Raw genomic sequence first — 13,791 nt, 5'->3', positions numbered from 1 at the left:
GATTGCAGGAGTGACGGCGGGAGATTCATGGGTGTGACGACAGGTGCGTTGCGCAACCGGCCCCATGGAAGAAAGGCAAGCAGAGAGAAGGGCTGTTCAAACGGGGCGTGGCACGGATAATGTTCCCCCGGAACCCACGAATGGAGCCTTCCCTTGGATCTCTTTCAGACCCTGATCCTTGCCCTGGTACAGGGCCTGACGGAATTCCTCCCCATTTCCAGCGCCGCCCACCTGATCCTGGTGCCCGAGCTCACCGCCTGGGAGGATCAGGGGCTCACCTTCGACGTGGCCACCCATGTGGGCAGTCTGGCCGCCGTGATCCTCTATTTTCGGGTCGAGCTGCGTCGCATGGCCACCCACTGGGCCGGGTCGCTGGTGGGGCGGGGCTTTACCCCGGATGCCAAGCTGGCCTGGGCCGTGGGTCTGGGGACCATTCCGGCGGGCCTGGCGGGGCTCCTCTTCCACGACGTGATCTCCACCAGCCTGCGTTCGGTGGAGGTGATCATCTTCACCACCATCACCTTCGCCCTGCTGCTGGGGCTGGCGGACTGGGTGGGTCGGCGGCGCCGGGATGAGTACCAGATCGGCTGGCTGGACGTGCTGGTGATCGGCCTGGCCCAGGCCCTGGCCCTGATCCCCGGGGTCTCCCGCTCCGGCGCCACCATGACCGCTGCCCTGTTCATGGGGTTCAATCGTCAGGCGGCGGCCCGCTACTCCTTCCTGCTTTCCATTCCCATCATCGCCCTGGCGGGCGGCTATGAGACCTGGGGACTCATCCAGGCCCCGGAGGAAAACGTCGCCTGGTCGATGATTCTGATCGGCGCCCTGGTGGCCGGGGTCAGCGCCTATCTGTGCATTCACCTGTTCCTCAAGCTGCTGGCTCGGATGAGCTTTTTGCCCTTCGTCATCTACCGGCTGCTGCTGGGGGCATTCCTGATCTTCATGTTCTGGTAGGTCCTGTCCGGGGAGGGATGGCCATGGCCGATGGGTTTGGTTATGTGAGCAACCGCCTGAGGTTTCTGGTGGTGGTCATGGGGTTTGCCCTGGTGGCCGGGCTGTGGCTGCTGCCCCGGGGTGCCCCGGTCACGGGACAGGTGAGCGCGACGGTGCTGGAGGTCAACGAAGGCACCGCCACCGGACTGCGCTCCGGTCAGTCCGTCACCCTGGTGACCCTGCGGGTCCGTCTGGAAACCGGCGAGGAAACCCGGGTCCAGGTACTGGGCCGTCCGCCTGCGGTGGGTGATACCGTCATGCTGCTGGAGTCGGCATACCCGGACGGCAAACGGCGCTATCGCCTGTTGCCGGAGCACGGTGTGCTGGACTGATCGCGGGAAACAACCCGCCGGTCACGGCCTGGTCAGCGGCAGGCAGACGCTGATCCGCAGTCCCCCCAGGAGGGAAGGCGCGGCGGTGATCCGGCCCCCGTGACCTTCCACGATGCGTCGGCACAGGGCCAGCCCCAGGCCTGCGCCGCCGTGGCGCCGGCTGCGGGAGGGCTCCACCCGGAACAGGTGTTCGAACAGCAGGGGCAGGGCGTCCGCGGGCACGCCGGGGGCGGTGTCATCCAGGGTGATGATGAGCTGCCGATCCTGTTGCCGGGCCTCCACATGCAGTCTGCCGCCGGGGTCCGTGTAGCGCAGGGTGTTTTCCAGCAGGTTGTTCAGTAACTGCTTCAGGCGGGTCGGGTCGGCCTGGACGAAGGCCGGGGCGGGCGGCAGTGCCTGGGTGATGGTCAGCCGTTGCTGGGTGAAACGGGTCTGGTGCTGGACCGCGGTCTCCCGCAGCAGGGCGATCATGTCCACGCTTTCCCGGTGACAGTCCAGGCAGCCCACATCGCACAGGGCCAGCTGATAGAGGTCATCCACCAGTTTTCCCAGCAGGGCCGCCTCTGTCTGCAGTGACTGGAGGGCCTGCAGGTCCAGCGTGCGGATGCCGTCTTCCAGCGCCTCCATTTCTCCCCTCAGTACCGACAGGGGGGTACGCAGTTCATGGGAGATGTCGGCGATCCAGCGGCGCCGGGCCGCTTCATTTCGCGCCAGGGTGAGGGCCAGCTGGTTGAAGTCCTCGGCCAGGGTCTGGAATTCATCCCGGGTGCGCAGCCGTACCCGTGCCGAGTAGTCCCCCGTGGTCAGGGCGCGGGTGCCGCCCGTCAGGGCTTGCAGCGGACCCAGCAGGCGGTTGGCCAGCAGGTAGGAGGCGATGGCGGCCACCAGCAGGGCGATCAGGCCGATGAGGCCCAGGATCCGTTCCTGCTGACGCTCGAATTGCTGGGCCAGCCCGTCGGTGATGTGGCTGGACGGCATCACATACAGGATGCCCACGGTGGTGCCGTCCACCTGCACCGGGTAACGCTTGCCCTCGTCCGGGAACGGCAGGGGCGGTCCGATCAGCCTGCGGCCCGTCTCATCCAGCAGGGCAAGACGTCCCGGTCGCCGGATCAGATCCTGGAGTACCGCGTCTTCGGACGGATAGGCCGGCGGCGCGCCGTCGGCCATCCGCTGCAGGCGCCCCCACAGGCGCGGATTTTGTACCAGGGACTCCCAACTGCCGTTGACCCGGTAATACGCCGCCAGGGTGCGGGTGAAATTATGCGCCTGTTCCTGCTCCACCTGCGCCAGATACCCCGCCAGTCCGTGCTGAAAGCTCAGGCGCGTGGTGCCCATGATGGCCAGGGTCAGGATGGTGAAGGTGATCACCATGGCGAGAAACAGCTTGGTGCGCAGCCCAGGGGCGGGTGGGTGAAGTTGAGCCAATGATTCAGGGTGCCAAGGAGGTGAAACGGTAGCCGACACCATAGACCGCCTGGATCAGGCGGTGTCCCGGCGCGACGGCCTGCAGTTTCCTGCGCAGGTTCTTGATGTGGCTGTCCACCGTGCGTGCCGTCACCACTCTATGGTCATCGTAGAGACTGTCGAGCAGGTTTTCCCGGCTCAGGACGGTGTTCGGATGGCCATGGAACTGTTGCAGCAGACGAAATTCCACGGGGGTGAGCGTGAGTTCCCGGCCGTTGAATACGGCCCGGTGACAGGTGGGTTCAAGATGCAGTCCCCGGGTGTCTCCGGTACTCATCGTCGATGGTATCGGCTCCTGTCCCGCCCGGCGCAGCAGGGCCCGGACCCGGGCCATGACCTCCCGGGGACTGAACGGCTTGCAGACATAGTCATCCGCGCCCAGTTCAAAGCCCCTGAGCCGATCGGCTTCCTCGATCCGGGCGGTGAGCATGATGATGGGCACGGTGGATATCTGCCGGATCTCCCGGCACAGGCGCATCCCGTCCATGTCGGGCAGCATGATGTCCAGCAGGATCAGGTTGGGGGGGGCGGCACGAAGCCTGTCCATCACCGGCTGCCCGCTGTCCAGCAGGCTGACCGTGTAGTGGTCCCGATGCAGGTAATCCGAGAGCAGGCCGGCGATCTTGGGTTCGTCTTCCACCACCAGCACATGGGCGGTGGTCACGGGAGGAATGTTGGGGTGGGGGTCAGGGAAAGCAGGCATGCCGCGGGCAGGAGTCTCGTCAATTGTGGAGATTGTGTGAAGGTGCGCCGCCCGAGCCGCAGGAAGGGGGACGGTTGCTGATAATATTAATTGATATCGATTAGCATTCGCACCCTTATTTCTTCCTCCTGTTGCTGTCAGCCAGCCAGTCCTGTCCCTGACGCGGGATGTCTCCAGGTCAGGGCATGCAGCCTGCCAGAACAGTTCAACCCGCATGAAATGGGAGTTTTCACGTCATGGTTTCACCCGCTCGACCCTCGGCATCTTCATTTCCGACCCTTCGCCCCCGGATGCTCAGGACCGCCGTGGCCCTGGCCCTGGGGAGTATGGCCGGTTCCGTCCTGGCTTCGGAAACCCTCCAGCTGGACGAGATCACCGTCATCAGTGCCGCGGGTTTTGAGCAGGCGCTGCGGGATGCCCCCGCCAGCATCTCGGTGGTGACCCGGGAGGATCTGGAGCAGAAACGTTTTTCCAATCTGGCCGAGGCCCTGGCGGATGTGCCGGGGGTGGATGTGCGGGCGGGCGTGGGCAAGACCGGCGGACTGAACATCGGTATCCGCGGCCTGCCCAGTGAATACACCCTGATCCTGATCGATGGTCGCCGCCAGAACACCTCAGGCAATGTCACCCCCAATGGCTTCGGCGAGACCTCCACCAGCTTCCTGCCGCCGCTGTCGGCCATTGAGCGCATCGAGGTAATCCGTGGCCCCATGTCCACCCTGTATGGATCGGACGCCATGGGCGGGGTGATCAACATCATCACCCGCCCGGTCAGCCGACAGTGGGGGGGCAGCGTCACGGTGGAAAACACCTTCCAGGAAGATCGGAGTGCCGGCAACAGCTCCAGCATCAGCGTCTTCACCACCGGACCGCTGGTGGAGGACCGGCTGGGTCTGCAGGTCCGTGGGCGCTTGTTCGACCGGGATGCCTCGGACCGGTTGATCGAAAACAGTGCCGGGCGTGATCCCCGCCCGCCGGAGGCGCGGATCCACTCCCTGGGCGGTCGTCTGACCCTGACGCCTGTGGACGATCAGCAGGTCTGGCTGGATCTGGAACGTGCCCGTCAGACCTATTCCAACGAAAACTGTCGTCTGGGCACCCTGGATGGCACCAACCGCAATACCTGCGCCCCTCAACCCGGTACGGTCTGGGGTTATGAAGATGAGCTGCGCTTCAATCGGGACCAGGCCGTGCTGGGTTATCGCGGTCATTTCGAGGCCGGTACCCTGGAAGGCAGCGTGACCCGCATCACCACGGAGACCTTGGGGCGCACCCTGCCTGCGGGCAGTGCGCCGGACTATGGCTATGAGGCCGTGGGTGGCGAACCCCGGCTGTTGGAGAACCGCGACCTGGTGGTGGACGGCAAGTGGGTGATGCCCGCCGGGGATCACATGCTGACCCTGGGTGGACAGTATGTGGATTCCAGGCTGGAAGACGGCGCGGCAGGCAGCGAGGCCTTCGAGCAGAGCAATTGGTCGGTCTTCGTCGAGGACGAGTGGTGGCTCAGACATGATCTGGCCCTCACCCTGGGGGCCCGCTATGAAAATCATGACGCCTTCGACGCACACTTCAGCCCCCGCGCCTACCTGGTCTGGAAGACCGATGATCAGTGGACCCTGAAGGGCGGCGTCGGCCGGGGGTACAAGACCCCCACCCTGAACCAGCTCCATGACGGCATTACCGGTTTTACCAACCAGGGGCGGACCATCACCATCGGTTCTCCCCATCTCAAGCCGGAAAAGACCACCAACTATGAGCTGGGCGCGAGCTTTGACAATCGGGCCGGCCTGTCCGCGGATGCCACTCTCTTCCATACCCGCTTCACCGATCGGATTGCCGGCGGTGAAGGGATCCTCAACTGCCAGTATGTGGATGGGAACGGCAACCAGCCGCATGCCGGGACACCGGGCTGTCTGAGCATCGGCAACTTCACCGAGCAGGAAGATTTCTCCCAGTCGGTGAACATCGATCGCGCCATCTCCCAGGGGGTGGAACTGAGCGCCCGTTATCGCTTTGCACCGGCCTGGGAGATCAGTGGCGGCTATACCTACACGGACACCGAGATCCGTTCCGGTGACCAGAAGGGCCTGCTGCTGACCAACACGCCGGAGCACGCCCTGACCACCCGATTGCTGTGGGATGTCAGCGACCGGCTGTCAGCCCGCCTGGACGGGGAGCTCTATTCATCCAGGGAGCGGTTTAGCGGCGGGCTGCCCACCTCCGGTCAGAACCTTTCCCTGTATCAGCAACTGGGTAACAAGCTGGACAGCTACGCCGTGTTCAATCTGGGCGCCACCTATCGCATGTCCGATCGGGTACGTCTGACCGGCACCGTCTACAACCTGCTGGACAAGGACTTCGGCAAATCGGACACCTATGTCCACGACGGTCAGATCTACCACGCCTACCGGTACACCCAGACCGCTGCCGCCACCAGCGGGGTGTATCTGGACCGGCGGAGTCTGTGGCTGTCCGCCACCTACGACTTCTGATCCAAAGCGGATGCCGGCCCCCGATGGGAGTCAATCCCCGGGGGCCATCCCTGTGGGAGCGGCCCAAGACGGCGAAGGACCTTGCCTGAGGGCACCGACGGCGATCTTCGCCCGCAGGCCGGCGCCCATGGGACTCATGTATTCGGCCGTGTTTTCTTCGCCTTTCCTTCTCCATGCACAGGCACATTCTTCCATGCTACGCAAACTCTGGTTCCAGCTTCACTGGTTCATGGGCATCACGGTCGGTGTCGTGTTGATCATCCTGGGCGTGACCGGGGGAATGCTGACCTTCGAGCGGGAGATCATCCGCGCCATCAACAGTGATGTCCTGCGGGTGGAGCCCCCGGACACACAACGCCTGTCCCCGGAAGCCCTGCTGCGACAGGCCCAGCAGGCCCTGCCGGAACGGCAGATCAATGCCCTGAGCCTGTCTTCCGATCCCCGGGATGCGGCCACCGTGAACGTGGCCGGTGACGGGCCGCAGGCCCGCCGCGGGGTCAATCACTATTTCAACCCCTACACCGGGGAACTGATCGGCGCCGAACTCAAGGGACAGGCCTTTTTCCTCACCCTGCAGCGCCTGCATCGCTGGCTGCTGATGGGGGACGTGGGCAAGCAGATCACCGGGGCGGCCACCATCATGCTGATCATCCTGGTGCTGTCGGGCATCTACCTGCGCTGGCCCCGGTCCTGGAAGGCCCTGGCCGGCTGGTTCACCTTCAGTTTTCGCCGCTCGGGGCGCGGGTTCGTCTCCAGCATGCACGGGGTGGTGGGTACCTGGGTGCTGCCCCTCTACCTGCTGGCAGCCCTGACGGGGCTGTACTGGTCCTATGACTGGTACCGGGCGGGTCTGCATGAGCTCAGCGGTGTCCCCATGCCGGTGCGCCCGGGTCCGCCGCAGCCCGCCCAGGAGGGTAACGCCGAGGCCCGGGCCGGCGGTGCCCGGAGCGGGGAAGAGGCTCCCCGTGGCCGCATGGGCCGTGAGGCGTCTTCGCCCCGGGAGCCGGCGGCTGACCGCTTTGCACAGGTGAACGCTATCTGGCAGGCCTTCGAGCAGGCGGTACCTCTGGGCTATTCCACCGCCACCCTGCGTCTGCCCCAGCCAGGGGGGGAGTACCCGTTCATGTATTTCGACCCCCGGCCGGCCCATGATCGGGCCTGGAACCGCCTGACCCTGGCGGCCGGTACCGGCGACGTGCAAAGCCATGTCCGCTATGCGGACCGTCCCCTGAATGAAAAGCTCATGTCCAGCATGCTGCCGCTGCACAGCGGTTCGTTCTTCGGCATGCCCGGCCGCATCGCCATGATGGTGGCCAGTCTGATCATGCCCCTGTTCGCCATCACGGGACTGGTGCTGTATATCGATCGCCGTCGCAAGGCCGGTGTGACCCGGTCGGCCCTGCTTCAGGCCGGTCTGAAACCCGCGGGTGACAGCGGGGCCGGGGAGGGCGAGCGTATCCACGTGGTCTTCGCCAGCCAGACCGGCAACGCCGAGACCCAGGCCTGGAAGACGGCCGGTGCGTTCCAGGCCGCCGGTCTTGCCGTGACAGTCCACCCACTGGGCACCCTGACCCCGAATGACCTCAAGGATATGGGGCGCGTGCTGTTCATCGCCTCCACTTACGGGGAAGGTGAGTCCCCCGATCCGGCCCGTCCCTTTGCCCGCCTGATGGACCGGCAGCATCCGGATTTGAGCGCAATGGAATATGCCCTGCTGGCTCTGGGCGACCGGGGTTACTGCCACTTCTGCGCCTTCGGCCGCGCCCTGGATGAATGGCTGCGATCCTGCGACGCCATCGCCGTGGCCCCCCGGGTGGAGGTGGACAGTACCGAGCCCGCCGCCCTGGGCCAGTGGCAGGTATTGCTCCGTTCCCTGGGAGCTGCGGAAATGGACATGAATGGGGAGATGTCGCCACCGACTTCCTGGACCCTGACGGAGCGGCGGGAACTCAATCCCGGTTCCGTGGGCGGTTCCACTTTTCACCTGTCCTTCAGGCCGGACCCGGGGGCGGATGCACACTGGCAGGCCGGTGATCTGGTGGCGGTGCATGTCCCCGCCGCCGTCACCGGGGGACACGAAGTCACTCGCCTGTATTCCATCGCCTCCGTGCCCGCCGAAGGCTGTCTGAACCTGCTGGTGCGGCAGGTCCGTGGCGAGGACGGTCGACTGGGCCTGGGATCGGGCTATCTCACGGCCACGCTGGAGCCGGGGCAGTTGGTGTCCCTGCGCCTTCGTCCCAATCGCAATTTCCGTCTCGACCAGGAGACCCGTCCCTTGATCCTGATCGGCAACGGGACCGGCCTGGCCGCCTTGCGTGCCCACCTGGTGGCGCGGATCACCGCCGGGCAGCAAACCAACTGGCTGGTCTTCGGGGAGCGCCAGCGGGCCTATGATTTCTACTACGAGGACGAGATCCGAAGCTGGCAGGCCCAGGGTGGACTACCCATGCTATCCCTGGCCTTTTCCCGGGACGGGGAACAGCGGGAGTATGTCCAGCATCAGTTGCGGGACCATGCCGAGGACTTGATCCGTTGGGTGGACGAGGGGGCGGTGGTGCTGGTTTGCGGCAGTGCCCTGACCATGGCGCCGGCGGTGGATGAGGCCCTCCGGGAGATTCTGGGCGAAGAAAGGTTCGAAACCCTGTCAACGGATGCCCGCTATCGGCGTGATGTGTACTGAAGGGGGGATGCTTCCCCCCCAGTCGATGACCCCGTCGCCATCCGGAGCCTGAACCGTCCCATGAATCCGCCCAACCGTTCCCAACGGCGTTGGCCGCGCCGCCGTGCCTTCATCCTGCTGATGGTTCTGCTCCTGCTGGCCGGTGGGGCCTATGGCGCCTGGAGCTGGCTCGGCGGTGGCAAGGATGAGGAAACCACCCGGCTGACCGCCAAGGTCAGCCGGGGTGACATCGAGAACCTGGTGACCGCCACCGGCACCCTGCAGCCCAGGAGTTATGTGGATGTGGGGGCGCAGATCTCCGGTCAGGTGATGGCCATCCATGTGGAGGTGGGCAGCCAGGTGGAGGAGGGGCAGTTGCTGGCGGAGATCGATCCCACGGTCTATCTGGCCCGGGTGGACGCCAGCCGCGCCCAGCTTCGTTACCAGCGTGCCCAGTTGCAGGACCGGGAGGCCCAGCTGGCCCTGGCCCGAATCACCCACACCCGGCAGCGCAACCTGTATGCGGAGGACGCCACCACTCTGGAGTCCCTGCAGACCGCCGAGGCCGGTCTGAAGTCGGCCCAGGCCCAGATCGAGATGCTCCAGGCCCAGATCGAGCAGACCGAATCCAGCCTGCGGGCCGACGAGGCCAATCTGGAGTACAGTCGGATCCTGGCGCCGATGGCCGGGACGGTGGTCTCCGTCACTGCCCGTCAGGGACAGACCCTCAATGCCAATCAGCAGGCCCCCATCATCCTGCGGATTGCGGAGCTGTCCACCATGACCGTGCAGACCGAGGTCTCGGAGGCGGATGTCTCCCGCCTGCAGCCCGGCATGGCGGTCTATTTCACCACCCTGGGCGGGGGGGATCGCCGCTGGCACGGCAGTCTGGAACGCATCGAACCCACGCCGACGGTCACCAACAACGTGGTGCTTTACAACGCCCTGTTCAATGTGCCCAATCCGCGCCACTTCCTCATGACCCAGATGACGGCGCAGGTCTTCTTCATCGAATCGGCGGCGCGGGACACCCTGCTGGTGCCCATGTCGGCGCTGACCCTGACCGGTCCGGCCGCGGGTCGCACGGGGCGTCCCGAAGGACGCGAGGGCCCCCCGGAGATGCGGGAGGCCCGTTCCGGGTCCGGGAACGAAGAACCCCCCGTCGTCCGGGCGCGTCGCGGTCTGGTCAAGGTGCTCAAGGACGATGGACGCATTGAGGAACGGGTGGTCGAGATCGGGGTCAGCAACCGGGTGCAGGCCCAGGTGCTGTCCGGCCTTGAGGAGGACGAGACGGTGGTGCTGGCCGGTCGCGCACCCACGGCCTCGTCCACGACTACCCGTCAGGCCGGCAGTGACCGCATCCCCGGGTTGGGTCCCACCGGTATGGGGCCGGGGCTGCGCTGATGACGACCGCCGGCATGCACCCGCTCATCCGGCTCTCCGGCGTCACCCGCTGCTTCGTCAACGGGGATCTGGAGGTGCCGGTACTCCATGGCATCGACCTGGAGATCCAGGCCGGGGAATTCGTGGCCATCGTCGGCGCCTCCGGTTCCGGCAAGTCCACCCTCATGAACATCATCGGTTGCCTGGACCGGCCTTCCGGGGGGCATTACCACTTCATGGGAGAGGACGTCTCCGGGCTGGGCCCGGATGATCTGGCGGCCCTGCGCCGGGAGGCCTTCGGCTTCGTGTTCCAGAGCTACCACCTGATCCAGGGGCTGTCCGCACGGGAGAACGTGGAGGTGCCCGCCCTGTATGCGGGCATGGCACCCGTGACGCGCCATGAGCGTGCCGAATCCCTGCTCACCCGACTGGGGCTGGGGGAGCGTCTGGAGCACCGTCCCGCCCAGTTGTCCGGCGGTCAGCAGCAGCGGGTGTCCATTGCCCGGGCGCTGATGAACGGGGGCCGCATCATCCTTGCCGACGAACCCACCGGGGCCCTGGACAGTCGCAGCGGCAAGGAAGTGATGGCATTGCTCAAGGACCTGTCGGCCCAGGGCCATACCATCATCCTCATCACCCATGAGGCGGAAGTGGCCGCCTATGCGGACCGGGTGATCGAGGTGCGTGATGGCAGGGTGCTGTCCGATACCGGCACACGGCGGGTGGCCGAGGTACTGCCGGAGCCCGCCGACAATGGGCACGAATCTCTTCCGGGAGAGGTGTTCGAGGCCACCCGTACCGCCTTCAGGGCCCTGAGTGCCAACCTGTTCCGTTCCATCCTCACCCTGCTGGGCATCGTCATCGGCGTGGCCTCGGTGATTTCCATGCTGGCCATCGGCGACGGGGCAAGGCAGGTGGTGGTGGACCGCATCAGCGCCATGGGCACCAACCTGCTGCTGGTGCGCCCCTGGGCGCCGAACATGCGCGGCTTCGGCATCACCACCCTGGTCCACGAGGACGTGGTGGCCATCAACGAGCTGGATAACATCATTGCCGCGGTGCCGGAACTGACGGGCAACGTGACCTTGCGATACGCCGGCAGGGATCAGTCCACCTCGGTGACGGCCACCTCCGCCAGCTTCGTCGCGGCCCGCAACTGGCCGGTGGCCCACGGGGTCTTCTTCGACGAGATGGATGAGCAGAGCTATGCCACCGTGGCGGTGCTGGGCGATACCGTGGCCCGGGCGCTGTTTCCCGGAGAGGACCCCTTGGGCCGGTTCGTGATGGTGAACAACATCCTGTTCCAGGTGATCGGCGTGATGTCGCCACGGGGCGCCTCGCCCATGGGCCAGGATCAGGATGATGTGGTGTTCATGCCCTTTCATACCGGGAGCCTGCGGGTATTCGGCCAGCGCAACTTGCGTAACGTGACCGTGGCGGTGGAGGATGTCTCCCGCATCGACGAGACCCAGGCGGCGGTGCATGCCCTGCTGCTGCAGCGCCATGGAGTGGAAGACTTCCAGATCCGCAACATGGCCTCTCTGTTGGACAGCGCCAGCGAAACCCAGAACACCCTCACTCTCTTGCTGGCCTCCATTGCCGCCATCTCCCTGCTGGTGGGCGGGATCGGGGTGATGAACATCATGTTGGTGAGCGTCACCGAGCGGACCCGGGAGATCGGCATCCGCATGGCCACGGGGGCGCGCATGCGCAACATCCAGCAGCAATTCCTGATCGAGGCGGTGACGGTTTCCGCCCTGGGCGGGGCCATCGGGGTGGTGATCGGGCTGGGTGTGGCGGCCCTGATCGGACATCTGGGCACGCCCATCCAGTACAGTCCGACGCCGGTGGCGCTGGCCTTCGGCTGTGCCTTTGCCACCGGTCTGGTGTTCGGTTACCTGCCCGCCCGCAAGGCCGCCCGGCTGGACCCGGTGGTGGCCCTGGCCTCGGAGTGAACTTCATGACGGTCAATACCGATAAACGTTTTGCCGCGGGCGCGATGGTGGTGGTCGGGCTGTTTCTGGGCGGATGCGCCGGCACGGCGCCGCTGACGGGGCCGGTTCTGGACATGCCCGAGGTTTACGGCCGCGATGCCCCGGAGGCGGCTCAGGTCCAGCCCGGCTGGTGGCGGACCTTTGAGTCTCCGTTGCTGGAATCCCTGATGCTGGAGGCCCTGGAATACAGTCCCGACCTGGCCATTGCCCGGGAACGGGTGGTGCAGGCGGAACTGCAACTGCGCAGCACCGGTGCCTCCCTGTTCCCGTCGGTGGATCTGTCCGGCGGCAGCACCTTCCGCGAGACGCGGGCGGATGAGGGCGATACCGCCACCAGCCGTTCCAGCAGTCTGTCCCTGGGGGTGGGTTACGAGGTGGACCTGTGGGGTCGGCTGAGTGCCGGCGTGAACGCCGCCCAGGCCGGTCTACAGGCCACCCGCCATGACCAGGAAGCCGTGCGCCTGAGCCTGGTGGCGGGGGTGGCCAGTGGCTATTTCCAGTGGCTGTCCCTGAACGAGCGGCTGCGTATCGGCCGCCGGAACCTGGAAACCGCCGAGCGCCTGCTGGACATCGTGGAATCCCGTCATCGCCATGGGGTGGCCACGGCCCTGGACGTGAGCCGCCAGCGCACCGCGGTGCTCAGCCAGCAGGCAGCCCTGGTGCCTCTGGAGGTGCAGGCACGGCAGGCCCTGGCGGCCCTGGCGGTACTCAGTGGTCGGGCACCCCAGGGTTTCGAGATGGAACCCGAGTCCATCCAGGGACTGGCGGTCCCCGAGGTGGGACCGGGGCTGCCCTCGGAACTGCTGGTCCGGCGCCCGGATATCGCTGCCGAGGAGGCGCAGCTACTGGCCAACGACGCCAACCTGCAGGTCGCCCGGGCGGCTTTGCTGCCCAGCATCCGCCTCACCGGTTCCGGTGGTCTGGCCAGTACGGCGCTGTTTTCCCTCGCCGATCCCACCCAGAGCCTGAGCCTGGGGGCCAGCCTCGCCCAGGTGGTGTTCGACGGCGGCCGTTTGCGGACCCAGGTGGGCACTGCCGAGTCCCGGCGCCGGGAGGGGCTGGAGAGCTACCGCCGCACCGTGCTCACCGCCCTCAAGGAAGTGGAGGACGCCCTGGGAGATGTGGCCCGTCATGGGGAACAGGAACGGGTGCAGGAGGCCACCATTCAGGAGGCCGAGCGCAGCCTGAGGCTGGCGGAGTTGCGCTACCGGGAAGGGGCGGGGGATTTCACCAGCGTGCTGGATGCCCAGCGCACCCTGTTCCAGGCCCAGGAGCAGGCGGTCCAGCTGCGTCTGTCCCGCCTGGTGGCCGCCGTGGATCTGTACAAGGCCCTGGGCGGGGGCTGGCAGCGGGAGGCGGCGCCGGACATGCCTTCCGACATGCCCGGCCTGGCCACCTGAGCCTCGGTACCGTTAATCCAGGGCCTTCAGCTCGATGATTTCATAGTCCGTCGGCCCCACCTGCTCCAGGGTGAAGCGAATGCGATCACCGGCCGCCACGCCGTCTGCCAGCGCGGTATCCCGCAGACGCAGGTCCATGGTCATGGGTGGCCAGCGCAGGGCCGGGATGGGGCCGTGGCTCAGGGTGACCGTGCCCGCGTCCCGGTCGATGGCCTCCAGCACCCCTTCCGCCTGGGCGGTCAGGGCGGCGTGGCCGGTATGGCCATGATGGTGGTGGTTGTCGGCGGCCGACAGCACCGGGACCGACAGGCCCAGGGCACAGGTCAGGATGAGGGTGGATACGGGACGTGCGTGGGACATGATGGAAC

The 13,791-nt window shown here is 66.2% G+C and carries 10 protein-coding genes; 7 read left to right on the top strand and 3 right to left on the bottom strand.

Annotation, left to right across the window (positions count from 1 at the left end):
• The first annotated feature begins 153 nt into the window (after positions 1–153).
• Together LQ956_RS02490 and LQ956_RS02485 are read left to right on the top strand one after the other, a co-directional pair.
• Positions 154–954 carry an undecaprenyl-diphosphate phosphatase gene (locus LQ956_RS02490; protein WP_238629325.1) on the top strand — a complete coding sequence of 267 codons (801 nt, stop codon included), beginning with the start codon at positions 154–156 and terminating at the stop codon, positions 952–954.
• 23 nt (positions 955–977) lie between these two features.
• On the top strand, positions 978–1,325 hold the full coding sequence (locus LQ956_RS02485) for a hypothetical protein (protein WP_238629324.1): 348 nt from the start codon (positions 978–980) through the stop codon (positions 1,323–1,325).
• Between the two features lie 21 nt (positions 1,326–1,346).
• On the opposite strand, the gene LQ956_RS02480 is transcribed toward LQ956_RS02485, so the two are convergent.
• Both LQ956_RS02480 and LQ956_RS02475 read right to left on the bottom strand, forming a co-directional pair.
• A complete protein-coding gene (locus LQ956_RS02480) occupies positions 1,347–2,753 on the bottom strand; it encodes an ATP-binding protein (protein ID WP_238630358.1) in 1,407 nt (468 codons plus the stop codon).
• Positions 2,754–2,757: 4 nt separating this feature from the next.
• Positions 2,758–3,495, bottom strand: coding sequence for a response regulator (locus LQ956_RS02475; RefSeq protein WP_238629322.1), 738 nt, complete (start codon positions 3,493–3,495; stop codon positions 2,758–2,760).
• 290 nt (positions 3,496–3,785) lie between these two features.
• Between LQ956_RS02475 and LQ956_RS02470 the strand changes: the two genes are divergently transcribed.
• From LQ956_RS02470 to LQ956_RS02450, 5 genes are all read left to right on the top strand, one after another.
• Complete coding sequence (locus LQ956_RS02470; RefSeq protein ID WP_238629321.1) at positions 3,786–5,987, top strand: TonB-dependent receptor domain-containing protein; 2,202 nt, start codon at positions 3,786–3,788, stop codon at positions 5,985–5,987.
• Between the two features lie 193 nt (positions 5,988–6,180).
• Positions 6,181–8,667 carry a PepSY domain-containing protein gene (locus tag LQ956_RS02465; protein WP_238629320.1) on the top strand — a complete coding sequence of 829 codons (2,487 nt, stop codon included), beginning with the start codon at positions 6,181–6,183 and terminating at the stop codon, positions 8,665–8,667.
• A gap of 60 nt (positions 8,668–8,727) precedes the next feature.
• Complete coding sequence (locus tag LQ956_RS02460) at positions 8,728–10,050, top strand: efflux RND transporter periplasmic adaptor subunit (RefSeq protein ID WP_238629319.1); 1,323 nt, start codon at positions 8,728–8,730, stop codon at positions 10,048–10,050.
• Complete coding sequence (locus tag LQ956_RS02455) at positions 10,050–11,984, top strand: MacB family efflux pump subunit (protein ID WP_238621112.1); 1,935 nt, start codon at positions 10,050–10,052, stop codon at positions 11,982–11,984. The genes LQ956_RS02460 and LQ956_RS02455 overlap by 1 nt, the downstream gene beginning before the upstream one ends.
• Positions 11,985–11,989: 5 nt before the next feature.
• Entirely contained in the window at positions 11,990–13,423 is a 1,434-nt protein-coding gene (locus LQ956_RS02450; RefSeq protein WP_238629318.1) for an efflux transporter outer membrane subunit, read from the top strand.
• 12 nt (positions 13,424–13,435) lie between these two features.
• On the opposite strand, the gene LQ956_RS02445 is transcribed toward LQ956_RS02450, so the two are convergent.
• Positions 13,436–13,783, bottom strand: a complete 348-nt coding sequence (locus tag LQ956_RS02445; protein WP_238621110.1) for a copper-binding protein — start codon at positions 13,781–13,783, stop codon at positions 13,436–13,438.
• Positions 13,784–13,791 lie beyond the last annotated feature (8 nt).

The organism is Ectothiorhodospira lacustris, from assembly GCF_022227845.1.
Classification (GTDB): Bacteria; Pseudomonadota; Gammaproteobacteria; order Ectothiorhodospirales; family Ectothiorhodospiraceae; genus Ectothiorhodospira; species Ectothiorhodospira lacustris.
This window is presented reverse-complemented; position numbering and strand designations above follow the sequence as displayed.